Source organism: Snodgrassella communis, assembly GCF_914768045.1.
GTDB lineage: Bacteria > Pseudomonadota > Gammaproteobacteria > Burkholderiales > Neisseriaceae > Snodgrassella > Snodgrassella communis.
Window position 1 is genome coordinate 128,307 of sequence record NZ_CAJZCD010000006.1, and the last position, 18,540, is coordinate 146,846.

13 protein-coding genes are annotated in these 18,540 nt (G+C 43.3%); 10 read left to right on the plus strand and 3 right to left on the minus strand.

From position 1 onward, the window contains the following. Window positions 1–117 precede the first annotated feature (117 nt). From MJ761_RS07615 to hisC, 3 genes are all read left to right on the plus strand, one after another. Window positions 118–1,305 (plus strand): 5-(carboxyamino)imidazole ribonucleotide synthase, encoded by a 1,188-nt coding sequence (locus MJ761_RS07615; RefSeq protein ID WP_093091665.1) that lies wholly within the window; start codon window positions 118–120, stop codon window positions 1,303–1,305. A 99-nt stretch (window positions 1,306–1,404) separates the two neighbouring features. Next, window positions 1,405–2,871, plus strand: coding sequence for a SulP family inorganic anion transporter (locus MJ761_RS07620; RefSeq protein WP_176715056.1), 1,467 nt, complete (start codon window positions 1,405–1,407; stop codon window positions 2,869–2,871). Between the two features lie 86 nt (window positions 2,872–2,957). Then, entirely contained in the window at window positions 2,958–4,016 is a 1,059-nt protein-coding gene (gene hisC / locus MJ761_RS07625; protein ID WP_093091669.1) for a histidinol-phosphate transaminase, read from the plus strand. A gap of 75 nt (window positions 4,017–4,091) precedes the next feature. Here hisC and MJ761_RS07630 read toward each other — a convergent pair whose 3' ends face one another. Together MJ761_RS07630 and MJ761_RS07635 are read right to left on the minus strand one after the other, a co-directional pair. Then, a complete protein-coding gene (locus tag MJ761_RS07630) occupies window positions 4,092–5,069 on the minus strand; it encodes an FAD:protein FMN transferase (RefSeq protein WP_093091671.1) in 978 nt (325 codons plus the stop codon). Between the two features lie 23 nt (window positions 5,070–5,092). Continuing rightward, window positions 5,093–7,870, minus strand: a complete 2,778-nt coding sequence (locus MJ761_RS07635) for a flavocytochrome c (protein WP_093091673.1) — start codon at window positions 7,868–7,870, stop codon at window positions 5,093–5,095. A gap of 606 nt (window positions 7,871–8,476) precedes the next feature. On the opposite strand from MJ761_RS07635, the gene MJ761_RS07640 reads away from it, so the two are divergent. The 6 genes from MJ761_RS07640 (at window position 8,477) to sbmA (ending at window position 14,722) form a co-directional block, all read left to right on the plus strand. Beyond that, window positions 8,477–9,727 (plus strand): lipoprotein-releasing ABC transporter permease subunit, encoded by a 1,251-nt coding sequence (locus tag MJ761_RS07640; RefSeq protein ID WP_093091675.1) that lies wholly within the window; start codon window positions 8,477–8,479, stop codon window positions 9,725–9,727. Then, on the plus strand, window positions 9,720–10,415 hold the full coding sequence (lolD, locus tag MJ761_RS07645) for a lipoprotein-releasing ABC transporter ATP-binding protein LolD (RefSeq protein WP_093091677.1): 696 nt from the start codon (window positions 9,720–9,722) through the stop codon (window positions 10,413–10,415). The genes MJ761_RS07640 and lolD overlap by 8 nt, the downstream gene beginning before the upstream one ends. A 24-nt stretch (window positions 10,416–10,439) precedes the next feature. Beyond that, window positions 10,440–12,224, plus strand: a complete 1,785-nt coding sequence (recD, locus tag MJ761_RS07650; RefSeq protein WP_093091679.1) for an exodeoxyribonuclease V subunit alpha — start codon at window positions 10,440–10,442, stop codon at window positions 12,222–12,224. Window positions 12,225–12,366: 142 nt separating this feature from the next. Next, on the plus strand, window positions 12,367–13,074 hold the full coding sequence (locus MJ761_RS07655; protein WP_093091681.1) for a 5'-methylthioadenosine/adenosylhomocysteine nucleosidase: 708 nt from the start codon (window positions 12,367–12,369) through the stop codon (window positions 13,072–13,074). Window positions 13,075–13,125: 51 nt separating this feature from the next. Next, entirely contained in the window at window positions 13,126–13,359 is a 234-nt protein-coding gene (locus tag MJ761_RS07660; RefSeq protein ID WP_141683409.1) for a hypothetical protein, read from the plus strand. Window positions 13,360–13,519: 160 nt separating this feature from the next. Next, window positions 13,520–14,722, plus strand: a complete 1,203-nt coding sequence (sbmA, locus tag MJ761_RS07665) for a peptide antibiotic transporter SbmA (protein ID WP_093091683.1) — start codon at window positions 13,520–13,522, stop codon at window positions 14,720–14,722. A 166-nt stretch (window positions 14,723–14,888) separates the two neighbouring features. On the opposite strand, the gene MJ761_RS07670 is transcribed toward sbmA, so the two are convergent. Continuing rightward, window positions 14,889–16,655: a cation:proton antiporter gene (locus tag MJ761_RS07670; protein WP_093091685.1), complete on the minus strand. Its 1,767-nt coding sequence runs from the start codon at window positions 16,653–16,655 to the stop codon at window positions 14,889–14,891. A 385-nt stretch (window positions 16,656–17,040) separates the two neighbouring features. On the opposite strand from MJ761_RS07670, the gene fumC reads away from it, so the two are divergent. Continuing rightward, window positions 17,041–18,429 (plus strand): class II fumarate hydratase, encoded by a 1,389-nt coding sequence (fumC, locus tag MJ761_RS07675; protein WP_093091687.1) that lies wholly within the window; start codon window positions 17,041–17,043, stop codon window positions 18,427–18,429. The last annotated feature ends 111 nt before the right edge of the window (window positions 18,430–18,540 follow it).

Below are 18,540 nucleotides of genomic sequence, written 5' to 3' on the forward strand. Positions count from 1 at the left end.
CAGGGAAAATGTTGATATGTTGTTTGATGTTTAATTTAACTTTGATAAAGATATCAGCAGGAACATGATTTAAGCTAATACTGTTTATAATTTTAGGTAAGGTAACTGTATACCACTATGTCTTTTTCTTCTTCCTGTATTCTGCCTCCGGCAATGCTTGGAATTCTGGGTGGTGGACAACTGGGTGCGATGTTTACTGTTGCAGCTAAAACAATGGGGTATCAGGTAATGGTGTTGGATCCTGATATGAATGCTCCGGCAGCACAGTACGCAGATGTACATATATGTGCAGCATTTGATGATGCTGCTGCTTTGCAGAATATGACCAAATGTGCGGCCGTGACAACTGAATTTGAAAATGTAAGTGCTGATTCAATGCGCTGGTTGGCAAAATTTACACAGGTTTCACCGTCTGGCGATTGTGTGGCTATTGCACAGGATAGGCAAGAAGAGAAAGAGTGGATTACTAGAGCTGGGTTGGCTACGGTACCGTTTGCGATTATCTGCAACGATTCTGATATTGATAACCATCTGGAAGTGTTATTGCCCGGTATCTTGAAGACAGCTACTTTGGGCTATGATGGTAAAGGGCAGATAGCAGTAGGCTCTATTGGCGAGTTACGTGCGGCTTTTATGCAATTGCAGAATGTGCGTTGTGTACTGGAAAAAAAGGTAGATTTGCGCGCTGAAATATCTGTTGTTGTTGCGCGTCTGAACGAGCAGCAAGTTGCATGTTTTCCGCCGGCAGAAAATCAACATGAAAATGGTATTCTGGCTTACTCTCTGGTACCGGCCAGGTTGCCACAGTCTGTATTGCAGCAGGCTGAATACATGGCTTTAAAATTGGCTCATACTATGAATTATAAAGGGGTTTTGGCAGTAGAGATGTTTGTTGTAGGCAGTGAAATGCAGTTAATCGTCAATGAAGTTGCACCCCGGCCACATAATTCTGGCCATTATACTTTAGATGCCTGTAGTTCTGACCAGTTTCAGCAGCAGGTAAGGCTGATGTGTGGTTTGCCTCCGGCTGCTACTGATTTATTACAGCCTTGCTGTATGGCTAATATTCTGGGGGATATATGGCCGGCTGACAGCGAACCAGACTGGTGTACTGTGCTTAATCACAGTACTGCCTCTTTGCATTTGTACGGCAAAAAGCTGGTTCGCCCAGGACGTAAGATGGGACATTTTACGGTTTTGGCTGAAGATTCTGAACAGGCATGGCAAACAGCGCAATCTCTTCATCTTCGTCTGCAAAATGATACTCAAAATTTGTACTCAACTGTATTAAATGAGCTCTGTTGATATGAGCAAAAAGATAATTCTTTGAAATTGATGGGCACAAAATTGTCTCGGTTAATAAGATTTTCAAATAGCTGGATATCGCTTGGGTATATATTACCAATGGCTCTGGCGTGTGCCGGTATTGCTGGGCTACCCACATCAATGGCTCTTGCCAGTGTTGTGTGTGCGTTGCTGTGCAGTATGCTTTTCTGTGGTCGTGAGAAGATTTTACTAACACCGTCGCCATTTTCGGCATTAATGCTTATGGCATCGCTGGCTTATTATGCCGGAGCGGTATCTGAACGGGTTGCTGTGGCCAGTATGCTGACTTTGTTTACGGGTATCTGGCTATTATTACTGGCTGTATTGTTACCTCGACATTGTTTGAGCTGGATTGCCCGTCCGGTGTGGCATGGTATCAGTGCTGGTATTGTTTTGACTTTAATAGTTATGCTGGCGCCGGTTATTCTTGGTGTACCTGCCAATAATAGTTCATGGTTGGAACTTTGGATAGTTCTGGTTAAGTGGCACAACTGGAACTGGCCAAGTGTGGTTCTGGCAGGAATATCTTTTGCCTTACTGATACTTTGGAGAAGTAAATCTCAACCCAAGGCTTTGTGGGTGCTGCTGCTGGTGTGGATTCTCAGTTATATATGGCCGTTTTCACTTATCGGGATTGCCTCACCTGTTCAGCAAAGCTGGCAGTTAGGGTCTGTGCTGCATCCGATACAGGCTGACTGGCCATTGCTGGCTTTTTTAAGTGCCACAATAGCATTGTTAATTTATATGGAGATTTGCCAGTATCTACCCAATCGATACCAGCGTGGTACTGGCTTAGTAAGCTTTGCCAATATATTGGCTGCGGTGACTGGCGGTATGGTAGTCAGTCTGGGGTTCGAGGCTGATCAGGCAGTGAAAATCAACTTGAATACTTTGCTAGCAACGCTGTGGTTGTTGGCCTTGATTTATTGCTGGTCATGGTGGACTTATGTGCCTTTACCTGTGCTTGCGGTTATTGCACTATATATAATCTGTGTACAAATTAACTGGCGTGAATTGCGTTTATATTATCGGCAGTGGTGTGATTTGCTGTGGTTGTGTGGCTCTGCTTTTCTGATTATTCTGTTTGGTATATATGCTGGTTTATGGTTAGTTATTTCATTGGGGTTAATAGTGACGTGCTGGCATTCGTTCCGTTTGCATGCTTGTCCAATATTAGTGCCTGACGTTCAGATTTTTACCCGTGATGCTTTTGTCATTTTGCCTCAAGTTTTGCTATTTGCTAATGTTAGTACACAGTTACGGCACTGTCATGATTTGGTTAGTACATTGGATGTTCAAAATGTGTATCTGGATGTGAGCGCTGGTTGTCATGTGGATGTTACTGTATTTATTCACTTACAAGCTTTGGCGCGCGAATTGCATCAACAGGGTAAGATGTTGTTTGTCTGTGGTTTAAGTGAACAGGCATGTTTGACGCTGATGGCCAAAAAACTGGAATATTTGTTGCCTGAGCAGTTTAGTACTAGTGATGCTGAGTCTTTATTGATAGAGCATAAATATCTGAATGAATCTGTGATGGTATAAGCTATTGTGTTCATTGTTACAGGAACAGGTAGTCAGATATGAATACTTTATACTGAATATTTATTTTATTCATTTAGGAGGGAGAAATGAGTAAGTTTTGGAGTGAGAAAACTAAATGCTTGCAGCCTTATGTACCAGGGGAACAGCCTAAACTAACCAATCTGGTTAAGCTCAATACTAATGAAAACCCATTTCCGCCATCGCCGAAGGTTTTGGCCGCAATGCAGGAAGCAATTAATGATGATTTACGTTTATATCCGGATCCGAATGCGGAAAAGTTAAAGCAGACGATCGCTGACTATTATGGTTTGCACAAACAGCAGGTTTTTGTGGGAAATGGTTCAGATGAAGTGCTGGCACATGCGTTTGCTGCTTTTTTTCAAGGTAAACAGCAATTGTTGTTGCCAGATATCAGCTATAGTTTTTACCCGGTGTATTGCCAGTTATATGGTGTTGAAGCCTGTTATGTGCCGCTGAATGTGCATTTTGCTATTAATCCCGCCGATTATTGTGGAGCCCGGGCAGGGGTGATTTTTCCAAATCCGAATGCGCCGACTGGCTGTATTTTGCCACTGACTCAGGTTGAGCAGATATTGCGGGCAAATCCTGATTGTGTGGTGCTGGTGGATGAGGCTTATATTGATTTCGGTGGTGAGTCTGCAATTAGGCTGATTGATGATTACCCTAATTTGTTGGTGGTACAGACGTTGTCTAAATCGCGTTCGCTGGCTGGGATGAGAATTGGTCTAGCAATGGGGCATACTGATTTGATTGAAGGCTTGGAACGGGTTAAAAATAGTTTTAATTCCTATCCGCTTGATCGAGTAGCTCAGGCTGCGGCTATTGCTGCATTTACCGATGATGATTATTTCCGCATTACCTGTGCCAAAGTGATTGAAAACCGCATCTGGCTAGTGGCGCAATTGCAGCGGCTTGAGTTTGAAGTTTTGTCTTCTGAGGCAAATTTTGTATTTGCACGCCATAGTCGTAAAGAAGCAATCCAGATTGCTGGTTTTCTACGGCAACATGGTGTGGTTGTGCGCCATTTTCAGCAAGAACGAATCAGTAATTTTCTCCGGATCAGTGTAGGAACGCAGGAGCAACAGCAACGGTTAGTTATGGTGCTGGAAAAAATGTTGTTGTAATAAGCAGGTTATCTGCTGTTATGACTATACTGATAATGGTGGCCAATTCGGGAAACTAAAAATAGTTTATGATATCTATGCTGATATGAGTGATTGGCAAAGTTCATAATCATCTGCCAGTAATTCAAACTGGAAATGCTGATTGGATTTGATAAAAATTTTCTGATCTTTTGTTACGAATATTGCCCCCATATTTTTATGTTTTTCCAATTCATTCAATCCATGTCTGACACCAAAACCAAACAGTATGGTGGAATAAATATCTCCTGTTAATGAATTGTCTGAAATGATGGTGACACTTTGCAGTTCGTTATCTAGTGGATAGCCGGTAAATGGGTCGATAATATGGTGATAAAGCTGTTCATTGAAAATAAAATAACGCTCATAAATGCCAGAAGTGACCACTGATTTGTTTTGAACATGCAATATGCCCAGTAAGCTGTTTGCTGCGGCAAAAGGACGTTTCAAACCGATATGCCATTCTTGGCTTGAGGTCAGTGGTGAGCTGCCAATAGTTAATACATTGCCGCCACAATTGATGATGGCCTGATGAATGTTATATTGGGCTAATACTAGTTTGGTAATATCGGCAATATAGCCTTTGGCAATGGCGCCCAAATCTATTTCCATACCGGCTTTGGCCAGATATACTGAATGGTTTGTCTGATCCAGCTCAATCAGATGCGGACTAGTCAAGCTTAATCGGTGTGTTATTTCATCAGCGGGAGGAATGCTATGTCCATTGAAGCCGATTTTCCACAGTTTGACTATCGGGCCGATAGCAAGGTTAAAGCGGCTGTATGGCAGCAGACTGGCTGCTTTAGCCTGTTGAATTAAGTCAAATACCAGTTTACTTACTGTTACCGGGTGCTTGCCGGCAGCATGATTAATGCTCATCACCTCTGAATGTTTCCGGTTCACCGTTAGTCGTGTTTCCAGTGCCTCAATGGTATTGAAAACAGCGCTTACTGCTGCCGGGTTTTCGACATACAGTTGAAGTGAAACAGTCGTACCCATGAGCTTTTGGCTATAGGTATAATATGAACCAGTCATGGTGATGAGCTATTTATTAATAATTAATGCTTTTTAGCATAAGCGGCAGCTTGATCACCAGCCTGAATACCAAAAATGATGATATCAGCAATGGCATTGCCACCAATACGGTTGCCACCGTGTATGCCTCCGGCCACTTCACCTGCAGCATAGGCACCTTTAATAATCTGCGCATTGGTATCCAGCACTTCTGTATTGGTGTTAATGGTAATACCTCCCATGGTGTGGTGAATACCTGGCGCAATTTGGATGGCGTAAAAAGATGGCTGATTTAGTGGGTGACGCATGCCGGTAGTACGTCCAAAATCTTCATCGTGTTGCTGTTTTACATATTGGTTATAGCGTTCTACTGTGTTGATAAGACTTTCGGGATCAATGGCTAGTTTATCTGCTAGTTCTGCTAGTGTAGCTGCTTCTACAGCAAGCCCTTTGCCGATATAGGTTTCTGCTGCTTTGTTTTGGGTACAAATTTGTTCATCAAACAATATGTAGGCATAATGCTCGGGCAGGGCAATAATGCTATTGGAAACTTTGTCGCGTGTATCCAGTTCATTGACAAAGCGTTTACCTTGCTGCGATATTAGAATGGCGCCACCGCCGCGAATAGATTCTGAGATCAGATAGGCTGTGTTTTGTTCTACCGTAGGGTGAATCTGTATTTCATTCATATCGACAGTGCCGGCACCGATTTTTTGTAATAAAGCAATACCTGAACCAGTTGCACCTTTATGATTGGTAGTGACAAAATCAGCCAAGTCAGGCCGGTAATGCGTAACCATCTGAGCATTGGCACCAAAGCCACCAGTAGCAACAATTACTGCTTTGGTGCTGATGCGTTGTTCTGTGCCTTCTTCATCGCACACCATGACTGCATTGACGCGTCCATCTTTCATTTCAATATCGGTAACAGAGGTATCAAGCATAACTTCAATGCCGCGATCATTGATGTTTTTAAGCAATCCACTAATCAAAAAACCACCAACGGCTGCACCACTGCTGGGGCGATGGGTACGATCCACACTCATGCCACCGGTAGTGGTTAAATTATTTAACTGAATTCCTTTTTCATCCAACCAGTCTATTGCAGCCGGAGCATGTTCGACAAAGTAATGTAGTAATTGCGGATTATTTTTGTTTTTACCGCCTTTAAGGGTTTCATTATAGAACCATTCTTTATGGTCAATAATTCCGATCTGTTGCTGAAAACGGGTTTCTGCTGCATTCATGCCTGCTGAGGCTTTGTTGGTATTGCCGCCGGTAATCGGCATTTTTTCAACTATAATAACTGAGGCACCTTTATCATGAGCTTCTATTGCTGCTGCCAAGCCGGCACCACCACTTCCCACTACAACGACATCACAGGATTTGTCATCAGCATCACCGCCTTCGACGATAGTGGCTACTTTATAGGAGGTAGATATGGCTTTGGTAACTGCTTTTTTAAATGCATCACATTGAGAAGTGGCACCACTGATTGCATCCACATAAGGGCTGTTGGCTGCCAGAATGCGTTCTTTGATTTCATTAAAATTACGTACAGATACGTGATCCAGTTGTTCGGCATTTACCAGTGACAGATCTTTAATAAAATCCTGTCCCAGTTCAACATTTATAACGAATGTATTGTCAAAATCATCATTGACAGTTTGCTGATAACTACCGGCATGGAATTTTTTCGTATTGATTTCACGTACCATACTGTAAATAAGAGGAAAGCGCCATAGGGGTTCTGGTATGGATAGCTTTGCACGTTGGTCGCTGTTTATAGATAGCTGTAAATCATTCTGATTCTGAATACGTTCAGCCCAGTCTGGATAAGCGACGCAAGCTCGTCCGGCAGCGACCAGATCATAGCCATGTGCCATTGCGGTTTCTGCATCAGCCCTGTTTACGACATTACCTACGCCAATAACCGGAATTTTAGCCAGCGTTGTAGAGCGTAGCTGCATGTATTTGTCAATTAATGGGGTTTTGCTACTAGTGTCAATAATGGAAGAGCGTAATGTTGTGGCCATGGAGAAATGGACATAGTCAAGACCGACTTGAGCCAGTTTATCCAGCAGGAATAAAGAGTCTTCAAAGGTAATGCCCGGTACTTCGAGTTCTTCTGGTGAGAACCGGTAACCAATAATAAATTCGTTAGTAGCATGTTTCTGTGCCATCTGCCGGCTGATTTCCAGCACTGCTAGCGGGAAGCGGGTACGATTTTCGCGACTACCGCCCCATTTATCCTGACGCTGATTGGCATGGGGAGAGAAAAATTGCTGAATCAGATAAGTGTTGGCACCGTGAATTTCAATGCCATCAAAACCTGCGGCAATTGCGCGCCGTGTTGCTTCGCCAAACTTGCCAATCATGTCTTCAACTTCGCCAGCTGTCATGGCTACCGGTACGGTTGCATTCGGCCTTGGAATAGCGATGGCGCTAGGGCCTATAGGTGTCTGACCGCCGATTAGTTGGGGCTCAACCATGCGTCCACCATGATAGATTTGTATAACTGCTTTGGATCCACGTTCTTTTATAGCTGCGGCCAGAAGACTTAAACCTTCAATGCAGTCATCGTTGTGAATACCTATTGCGCCGGGAAAAGCAGGACCCAGTGCATCTACATAGCCACATTCAACAATGACCGTGCCAATGCTGCCAGAGCGTTCCCGATAATAATTAATCAGGTTATCAGTAACGCTGCCATCATAAAAACCACAGCAGGTAGTCATTGGTGCCATCACCAAACGATTTTTTAATACAACACCATTGGGTAGGGTTATTGGATTAAACAGGGGAGAAGATGGATTAGTCATATTCAAAGCCAGTTAATCAAAAGTAAGTGAAAAATAAGGAATGTGCGCATGGTAGCGCAAAATATGAGGGGTTATCTATTGGACAAAAGGTATAAATATTACTTCAGTCTGAATTTAATTTATTGTATTGATACGCATCAAATATGATTGATTAAATATGGTAAATTAAATGCTTTTAATTGTTTGTAGATCAAATATATATGTGATTTTTTGTGAGTGCTTCCTGACAAAATCTTCGCTGGTATTGAATTCTGGCGCGCAACAGCCAACGAATCCTGACGAGTATTGCACCTGTAATAGGCTTTGCCTGCTATCACGTCCAGCTTTGAGGTGTTTGGCAAAATTAAATAATCAGAAATATTGTTGCTACATTTAAGGATATCAGCACCTGTTTTAAAATTTCCAAGTATTGATCTAGATGTTAAAAAATATTAATTTCAAATGGTTAAATGGTTTTAGGTGCTGCGTTGAATTATTTTTTATTGTCGGCTGCAAGTTTGTGCTTATCTTGTTTGCAAAAATTAACAATAACATAATGAGTCATAAGCATGACGTTGTTTGTCACGCTCGGGTACAATCTGTTTTTTCTATTGAAATATTGTACTCATGGCATCTCTGGAAACTTGGATTGGCTTACGCTATTTACGTGCCAAGAAACGCAACGGGTTTATGTCATTCATCACTGTGGTTTCTATCGTTGGGATCGCACTTGGGGTGGCAACATTAATCGTTGTATTGTCGGTGATGAATGGTTTTCAAAAAGAAATCCGTAATCAGTTACTCAGTGTGGCTCCTCATGCTGAAATGGGATTTTATGAAAACAGTCTCGATAAGCACTGGCAGGATTTACAGAAGCTGGTAAAAGGTAATCCTCAAGTGCTGGGGTCAGCGCCGTATGTCGCCGATCAGGCATTATTGGCCAATGCCGGTGAAGTGCGTGGCGTGCAAATTCGCGGGATTGATCCGGCACAGGAAGGCAATGTTGCCGATTATGGGGAGGGAATGCCTAAAAATGGTTTTGCTGCTCTTAAACCGGGGGAGTTTGGTATTCTTTTGGGTAAAGACCTCGCTAATGGGCTTGGTGCCAATATTGGCGACAAAATTACAGTCATCACGCCCGATGGTAATGTGACACCCGCCGGTATGGTGCCGCGTTTAAAACAGTTTACTTTGGTAGGGGTGATTAAAACCAAGATTTATGAGGTGGATAATACCCTTGCCTTAACTCATATTACTGATGCACAAAAATTGTACCGTTTAGGTAATAATGTGAGCGGTTTACGCCTGAAGCTGGCTGATCCGCAGAACGCACCTTTTATAATTCAGAAATTTGTACCTGCAAATTTACAGAATGAGATCTGGATTCGCGACTGGACTTTTCAAAATCGCAGCTATTTTGATGCGGTGCAGATGGAAAAACGTATAATGTTCATTATTCTGTTGCTGATTATCGCTGTAGCCGCTTTTAATCTGGTGTCTTCTTTAGTGATGGCTGTGACTGAGAAACAGGCTGATATTGCTATATTGCGCACACTCGGACTCTCTCCTGCAGGCGTAATGCGCATTTTTATGATACAGGGGGCAATAGCAGGATTTCTCGGTACTTTTTTCGGGGTGCTTTTCGGAGTATCACTCGGATTAAGTGTTGGTCGAATCGTTGCTTTTTTTGAGCATCTGACCGGTAAACATCTGGTTCCGTCACAGATTTATTTTGTGAGTTATCTGCCTACAGATGTCAAATTTTCTGACGTTTGTATGATTGCTGTGATTTCTTTGTTGCTGGCTTTTGTAGCCACTCTGTATCCAAGCTGGCGTGCAGCTAAAATGCAACCGGCAGAGGCTTTGCGCTATGAATAATTCTGAATACGTTATTGAATGCGAACATGTCAGTAAAACCTATGATGATGGGCATTTACAGGTATCGGTGCTGGAGGATTTGCATTTTAATGTTAGGCGTGGCCAAAGTATCAGTATTGTGGGTGCTTCAGGTAGCGGAAAATCAACTTTGCTGCATCTGCTTGGGGGGCTGGATACGCCTAGTGGTGGCACAATTCATCTGATGGGGCAGGATATAACTCAGCTAAGTCAGAAAGCCGTAGGTCAGTTGCGTAATCAATATTTAGGCTTTGTTTATCAATTTCACCATTTATTACCGGAGTTTTCGGCACTGGAAAACGTGATGATGCCTCTACTGATAGGGCGCATGTCCAAAGCTCAGGCTGAAGAGCAGGCGAAAGCAATGCTGGATAAAGTGGGATTAAACCAGCGTATGGCTCACCGGCCGAGTGAGCTGTCTGGCGGAGAACGGCAACGGGCTGCGATTGCTCGGGCTATGGTTACTCATCCCGCCTGTATACTGGCCGATGAACCAACTGGTAATTTGGATCGGAAAAATGCTGGTAATGTACTGGATATAATGCTGGATTTACAGCGTGAACTTGATACCAGTCTGGTTGTGGTGACACATGATGAAGAGCTGGCCAGCCGCTTTGATGATGTTTTAACGGTAAAAGACGGCAGATTATTATCATTCTCTGCTGATTGAATCAGAGAAATTGTATTTGTAATCATGGTTGATGATGTCGATCAGGTAGAGGCTTCTGTACCGGCCACTCATCCGGCACTACAGGCAATGACTCGAGTGCTTGGCGCGGCAGCACACGCTGAGTGGACTGTTATGCAGCCATGGGCTGATGCATTGTTATGGGCTTTTAATCGGGGAGACAGTTATATTACTGTACCTCGTGAATATCTGGCCGCAATCCGCAGCTGTGGTATTTTGGTTGGTGCCGCTGGAGCCTACACGCCGTTTATTTTGCAGAAAAATCATTTATTTTTCGGACGAATGTGGCAGCTAGAGCTGGATATTGCTGAGCGTTTGTGGCAACTGGCCAATATCGCGCCTGCAAGCGTAAATGAAGCTGCTGTGGCCGCCGATCTGGCTGAATGGTTTCCTGAGGCAGATAGTGCTCAGCAGCGCTTTGCCGCTGCACTGGCTTTAATCCAGCATTTTGTGGTGATTAATGGCGGGCCGGGTACGGGGAAAACAACCACGGTTGCTAAGATTCTGAGCTTATTACTCAAGCATGCTTGGCCACTATCGCGTCCGCCGAAGATTGCGCTGGTGGCACCTACCGGCAAGGCGGCAGCTCATATGGCTACTGCTTTACAGCGTGCGCTGAATAAATTGCCACTGCCAGACAGCGGTATGCAATTACTGGGATGTTTAACAGGTCAGACGGTGCACCGGTTACTACAGTTACAACCTCCGTTGTTAACGGGTCCATATGATGCTGAACATCCATTGCCAGTTGATATTCTGGTGGTTGATGAATCTTCTATGCTGGATTTATCGCTGTTTCGGGCATTGTTACGTGCGTTAAAAGCTGATGTGCGTCTGATCTTGCTCGGAGATGCCAATCAGTTGCCAGCAGTTGGTGCCGGCAATGTGCTAGCTGAATTATCTCAACCAACGGTATTGTCGCCCGTGCTGAAACGGCAACTTACTGCACTATTGCCAGATCAGTCTTTACCACCTTCCCGTGACGATGCCAATATGGCTGCACACGTTGCTACTTTGAGTCACAGTTATCGCTTTGACGCTACACAGGGTATTGGTGCGCTGGCAACGGCATGTATCAATGGTGATGATGGTGCGGCACTAAATGCTATAACCAGTTTTCCGAAACAGTTGCAGCTGCGACAGGCTGATTTGCAGCGATTGAGCCGCGATCTATATTCACAGCAGCAAGTGTGGTGGCAGGCAGTGGCTGAAAATGATATGACAGCGGTTTTCAGCCATCTGACCGATATCATGGTATTGACAGCGTGGCGTGCAGATGCAGAGGCATTTAATCAGCAGTACCGGCGTTATTTACGCATGCAGCTGCATCTGAATACAGATAGCTGGTTTGCGGGTCTGCCAATTCTGATTACCCAGAATGATTATGGTGTTGGTTTGTTTAATGGTGATATTGGTGTCGTTCTGCCAGATCAGGATAATTCAGGCCATCTACTTGCCTATTTTGCTGATGGTGCAAGCTATCGTGCTATTTCTCTTAGTCGTTTACCTCAGCATGAAGCTGCATTTGCGATTACAGTGCACAAAAGTCAAGGTTCTGAATACGATTGTATCTGGTTACTGGCTCCTCAGGCGCAGGCAGCGGCGGAAGATTCTCTGTTTAATCGCTCCCTTTTGTATACGGCTCTGACCCGTGCCAGACAGCAGTTCACTTTTTGTGGGACAGCCAAACAACTGGCACAAGGCATAAAAAATAACCAGCAGCGGCGCAGTGGATTAGGCACTGCTTTGGTTCAGTTAGCTAAAAAACAGTCACAGCTATCTTTATTTTAATTCTGTCTGTTTAGTAACCATAATATTGTCTGTCATTTCTTTACGTCATCTTATGTATAAAAATATGTATTTGTAATATTGTGGTTTGTGTAATTAATTTATGCTATTCTACTTTGTGAGCAAATATCATAAAGACTGGATTATGCATAAACCTTTAATGGCAATTATTGCTGCAATGCAGCCGGAACTGGACTATTTACTTGAACAGCTGGATAAGCGGCAGGATAGTGTGGCTGGTGCTGTACATTTTCATCAGGGTGAAATTAACGGGGTAAAGGTGATACTTGCCCTCAGTGGTATAGGTAAGGTTAATGCTGCGCTCACGACTTCTATTCTCATTGAAAGGTTTGCTCCTGATTATGTCATAAATACGGGCAGTGCCGGCGGTTTGAAAACGGGTATGCAGATTGGCGATGTAGTGGTTGGCAATGAGGTAGCTCATCATGATGTTGATGTGACTGTTTTTGGTTATGAGCATGGTCAGGTACCACAATTGCCGCCAAGATTTTTTGCAAACCAGTATCTTATTGATGCAGCCAGACAGGCTGCACAAGTTTTTTCTGGTGCCGAAATCTATACTGGTTTAATTGTCAGTGGCGATCAGTTTATCGGTACTGCTGAACAAAATCATTTTATTAAAGAAAAGTTTGCAGATGTGGTAGCCGTGGAAATGGAAGCAGCCGCAATTGCACAAACCTGCCATCAGCTCAATGTCCCGTTTGTGATTATCCGTGCTATTTCAGATAATGGTGATGCTGATGCTTCAATCAGTTTTGATCAGTTTTTGCAACAGGCTGCTATTCACTCAGCAAAGATGGTAATTAATCTGATATCTGTATATAAATCATAGAAGTTTTCGCTTACTTATCAAATGTAACTACTATTCGGTTTATGAAATGTAGTGCCCGACAACAGTAAAAAGACAGGTGAATACAAGGAAGTCTATCCTACTGAGGATAATTATTATTTAATTCACGATTGGATGGGTATTGAGAAAGTCAATGAGTTAAATACACATTCTGTTTTATCAACAGATTTTATCCCGCGTAAAAAAATTCAGGTGATTGATACAGATTTGAATATTTTTGATTATCAGGATTTGCCGCTTGACGAAATCAGACCTTACCAGAATTAGATTATATTAATTGACTTTGTATAAAAGTAACTATTTAATAGCTGCTTTACAATTAGTCTGGTTGTGTAAGCATTGTGACAGAAGACAACAATAGCTGACATAGTTTGAAACCATAAATATTTTGTCTTTCAACCGGCAGTCATTTTATCAGGATGGTATTGTGTTTCAGTCATTTTTCCCAAAGCCACGTTGGTTTTTCCTGTCCGCCATATTGTGGATTGGTCTGAATATTTTTCTCTGGTATGCGGGCGGTAAAGCAGCAGGTGAATGGTTTGGCTGGTCACCTGGCTATGCAGACAAGCCTTTGGCTGTTGGTCTGTCACGTTTCTGGTCACCTGCATTTTTATGGTTTTATATCTGGTTTGTACTGGCGACAACCATTTTTGCGGTTTTTTGGTCAGTAATAGCACGGCATCCGTGGCAACGGTGGTCGATATGGGGTTCGGCCTTAATTTTGTTCAATATCTGGTTTAATGTGCAGGTAAATGTAACCATCAATGCTTGGTATGGTCCGTTCTGGGATATGATTCAGAAGATGCTCGGTAGTGGTGGCGGGTCAATCAATCATATTTATCAGAATATGCTCACATTTTTATTGATTGCGATGGTGGCGGTGACTGTGATTATGCTGAATGCTTTTTTTGTCAGCCATTATGTATTTCGCTGGCGTACAGCCATGAATCAGTATTATATCGACCACTGGCCAAAATTACGTACGGTTGAGGGTGCTTCCCAGCGTGTTCAGGAAGATACCATGCGCTTTGCCACGATTGTGGAAGAGTTGAGTGTGAGTTTGGTACGAGCCGTTATGGTGTTGATTGCGTTCTTACCGATTCTGTTTCAGCTATCCAGCCATGTACCAGTATTACCACTGATTGGTGAAGTTAAATATTCGCTGGTATGGGCGGCATTGGGTTGGTCATTGTTTGGTACGGTATTGCTGATGGCTGTGGGTATTAAGCTGCCTGGTCTTCAATACAATAATCAGAAAGTGGAAGCCGCCTACCGTAAGGAACTGGTCTATGGGGAAGATTATGGTGAGCGCGCCCAGCCTGCTACCTTGCAACAGCTTTTTGAGCGGGTGCGGGTGAATTATTATCGCTTGTATTTCCACTATGCCTATTTCAATATGGTGAGTACTTGGTATCTACAATTAGACGGGCTGTTTGGGCTGTTTGTATTAACACCTTCTATTGCAGCTGGCACGATGACTCTGGGGTTGATTAATCAGATTATTAATGTGTTTAATAATGTGCGTGAATCTTTTCAGTATCTGATTAATTCTTGGAAAACCATTATTGAGCTTTTATCCATTCATAAACGTCTGAAAGCTTTTGAATCGATATTGCATGAGCAGAATTAATAGTATCTATCATGCTCATATTGGTATGGTGAAAATGATTTTCGTGTAAATATGGTTATTAAATTTAATTTAAATATTTGTATACTTACTATTATTTTCTGAATTTGTATTTGCTGATTGTGAGTTACAGCTGTATTTTCAAAACATAGGCTGCTGTTGTTCTCTGCTAATAATCCAGCGCAATCAGTCTTTTGCCAATCGCCATAGCAGGCTGAAATTCAGTACTGATGATAGATAGAGTATTGTTTTTATCCTGAAGAAACAGGGGTATTGCCTGCGGATGATCGTGGCAGTACTGTTGATAATCATAGGCAGCAGTAATATTGGTAATTTTAATCCTTGCCTGTTTGTTGAGCATGTTTTCCAGTCTGCTGAAAGTAACATCCTTTTCAAACAGTTGGCGGAATACGTACTGATGCTGTTTTTGTGCGCGGGAAGTTAAATCCTGCTCTTCGGCAAAACGGATGCGGTAAATATTCTGTTCACCAAATTCATGCCGAAACTGTAGCTCACATAAGGTATTCAGTTCTTTATCACGGCTCACGGCAAACAGATGGCCAATGCCCATCAGGTCTAGCTGAGTTTGCGCGTTTTCTGAAACGGGATTGCCAAAATAGGTTCGTAGCCCTTGCATGCGTGCGCGAGCAATCTGGACATAGTGATAATCGGCTACTAGCACATCAATATTCAGTTGTTTGAGGGTATTGGCCAGCATAAGGGCAACTTCATTGCTGCCTACTATTAGTACGCCATTATTGCCTGGTTCACGCACTTTGAGTAAGCTGGCTACGGTTTTTGCACCCAAGCCTTGAATCAGCACTGTACCAATAATAATCAGAAAAACCATGGGTGCTAATAGCTCAGTGCCGGCTAAATGCTGGTTTTGCAGGCGCAGTGCAAACAATGAGGCAATGGATGCGGCAACAATACCACGTGGTCCAATCCAGCTTATCATCAACTTTTCCTGTACGTTTAAACCGGAATTAATGGATGAAAACCATACGGCCAGAGGGCGGGCAACAAACATGGCGATGCATAATAAGGCCAATCCACGCCAACCCAGACCCAGTAAAGCAGCCACATCCATGCGCGCAGCCAGAATAATAAACAGGGTGGGAATAAATAACAGGGTGAGAGATTCATTAAAAGCCAGAATGCTTTGTCGGGGAAATTGTGGCCAGTTAGCAAGAGCCAGCCCCAGAATTGTCACGGTTAATAAACCTGACTGACTTTCCAGATAATTGGATAGGGAAAACAAAGTAAGGACAAATGCAAAGGTTACTACATTACGCATGTATTCAGGCAACCAGTAGCGCTTGATGGCATTGGCCAGAAATACTGCGCCCACCCCCCCACAGATAATGGCCACAAGTACAATTTTACTGAAAAGGAGCAGTGAGTTTTCGTGGCCATTGGAAACGATATATTCGTATACCAGCACTACAGCTATGGCGCCAATCGGATCGATAATAATCCCTTCCCAGCGTAAGATGTTGGCAATTTGAGTGCGCGGACGCACGCTGCGCAGCATCGGTGCAATCACTGTCGGGCCGGTAACGCAAACAAGAGCACCAAACAGTAAAGCCACGCGTAAATCCAGTTTAAACAGCCAGTATGCAGCCAGTGATAATACGATGATGGTTATTAGTGCGCCTAATGTGACCAGATTTTGCACGACACGGCCATGCTGGTTGATTTCATGAAATTGCAGGGTAAGGGCACCTTCAAACAGAATAATTGCTACACCCAGTGAGATGCAGGGAAAAAGCATGTTTCCCATTACTGCATCCGGTTGAAACCAGCCCAGTACAGGACCAATTATGATGCCGGTAAACAGCAAAAACAGTACGGACGGTTGTTTCAGATACCAAGCCAGCCATTGTGCACCCATGCCTAATGCCAGTAATGCTGAAAACTGAAAGGCTATATCCATTGTTTATGCTTGTGTTGTTTACCAGTTTTATATTTTGCCACAAACTGGTTTGAATATTGTTATTTTCGTTCAGATCTATATGAGAGAGCGGGATATCTGGATGCTGATTGTGTGTTTAGGTTGTACAATATATATCTGTATTGGTATATGTCGGTAAATTATAATAAATTTGATGGCAAAATATTGTTCTTATTTTAATATATGTTTATAAATGCAATAAATTGGCGGTGAGGTTGATTGAGTCACTGCACAATTCAGTCTGTTTTTAATGGTAATGTGGATGAAGTATTTTCCAGAGATTTTGGGAATGTAATTAATGTCTGACTGGTGTGTACATTATTGTTTTGAATTTGAATATTAATGTGCGCGCTATTATGGAGACGGTATGAATACACGTATTGAACATGACAGCATGGGTGAAATCGCTGTATCTGAAAATGTTTATTGGGGTGCGCAAACTCAGCGTAGCCTGCAAAATTTTGACATTGGTGGGGAAACTTTGCCTCCTGCCATGATTCAGGCAATGGCTTTGGTTAAAAAAGCAGCAGCATTAACCAATCAGCAGCTTGGACGCATCAGTGATGAATGTGCCAGTCTGATTGTGCAGGCAGCTGAACGTGTTCTGGCTGGCGAGCTTGCTGATCAGTTTCCATTAGTAGTATGGCAAACTGGTTCTGGCACTCAGAGCAATATGAATATGAATGAAGTTCTGGCCAATGTCGCTAATGAAATCGCTGGCCAGCCACGTGGCAGTTATCAGCCGGTGCATCCGAATGATCATGTTAATCATGCACAGTCTACCAATGATTCATTTCCGGCAGCCATTCATGTGGCTACGGCCATTCAGATTAACCAGCATCTGATTCCTACTGTGCAGGCTTTACGGGATACGCTGGCTGCAAAAGCTGAGGCTTTTAAAGATATTGTTAAGATTGGTCGCACTCATTTACAGGATGCAACACCATTAACACTGGGACAGGAATTTAGCGGTTATGTTAGCCAGCTAGATCATGGGCTGGCACGCTTGCAGCAGGCATTGCACTGGCTGTATGAGTTGCCACTAGGTGGCACTGCCGTGGGTACGGGGCTGAACAGTCATCCTCTATATGCAGAAAAAGCTGCGGCAAAACTGGCAGAACTGACTGGTTTGCCGTTTGTTACTGCACCTAACAAATTTGAAGCCCTCGGCGGGCGTGATGCGGTGGTATTTGCTTCAGGCAGCCTGAAAACGCTGGCCGTAAGTCTGAACAAGATTGCGAATGACATTCGTTGGCTGGCCAGTGGTCCACGCTGCGGTATAGGTGAAATTACTATTCCGGCCAATGAACCCGGTTCAAGTATTATGCCGGGTAAAGTAAATCCAACCCAGTGTGAGGCGATGACGATGGTAGCTGCTCAAGTAATGGGTAATGATACAACGATTACTGTCGCAGGTGCTTCTGGTAATTTTGAACTGAATGTGTTTATGCCGGTGCTGGTGTTTAATGTTCTGCAATCAGTGCGTTTGCTGGCAGATGCATGCAACAGTTTTAATTTGCGCTGTGCAGTAGGCATTGAGCCAGTACGGGAAAAAATTGATGCCAATTTGCATCATTCTCTGATGCTGGTTACTGCACTTAATCGTCATATTGGCTATGAAAAAGCAGCTAAGATTGCTAAAACCGCATATGCACAAAACACCAGTCTGAAACAGGCAGCAATTGAGCTTGGATTTCTGACGGCAGAAGAATTTGATAAATGGGTCATTCCAGAAGATATGATTGCTCCGCATTAATGTTATAAGCTAGAGAAAAAGCCACATGGTAATAATGTGGCTTTTTTGTTGGGATAACCTTTTCAATACGATGAAATCAGCGGCTTTGACTGTCTGTAATGGGTTACTGGT

What these genes read in the sequence shown, in the direction of transcription:
- lolD (WP_093091677.1), top strand. Translation starts at nt 9,720, where the DNA reads ATGAATAATTCTGAATACGTTATTGAATGCGAACATGTCAGTAAAACC.
- fumC (WP_093091687.1), top strand. Translation starts at nt 17,041, where the DNA reads ATGAATACACGTATTGAACATGACAGCATGGGTGAAATCGCTGTATCT.
- MJ761_RS07620 (WP_176715056.1), top strand. Translation starts at nt 1,405, where the DNA reads ATGGCTCTGGCGTGTGCCGGTATTGCTGGGCTACCCACATCAATGGCT.
- MJ761_RS07655 (WP_093091681.1), top strand. Translation starts at nt 12,367, where the DNA reads ATGCATAAACCTTTAATGGCAATTATTGCTGCAATGCAGCCGGAACTG.
- MJ761_RS07635 (WP_093091673.1), bottom strand. Translation starts at nt 7,870, where the DNA reads ATGACTAATCCATCTTCTCCCCTGTTTAATCCAATAACCCTACCCAAT.
- recD (WP_093091679.1), top strand. Translation starts at nt 10,440, where the DNA reads ATGGTTGATGATGTCGATCAGGTAGAGGCTTCTGTACCGGCCACTCAT.
- MJ761_RS07670 (WP_093091685.1), bottom strand. Translation starts at nt 16,655, where the DNA reads ATGGATATAGCCTTTCAGTTTTCAGCATTACTGGCATTAGGCATGGGT.
- hisC (WP_093091669.1), top strand. Translation starts at nt 2,958, where the DNA reads ATGAGTAAGTTTTGGAGTGAGAAAACTAAATGCTTGCAGCCTTATGTA.
- MJ761_RS07615 (WP_093091665.1), top strand. Translation starts at nt 118, where the DNA reads ATGTCTTTTTCTTCTTCCTGTATTCTGCCTCCGGCAATGCTTGGAATT.
- MJ761_RS07630 (WP_093091671.1), bottom strand. Translation starts at nt 5,069, where the DNA reads ATGACTGGTTCATATTATACCTATAGCCAAAAGCTCATGGGTACGACT.
- MJ761_RS07640 (WP_093091675.1), top strand. Translation starts at nt 8,477, where the DNA reads ATGGCATCTCTGGAAACTTGGATTGGCTTACGCTATTTACGTGCCAAG.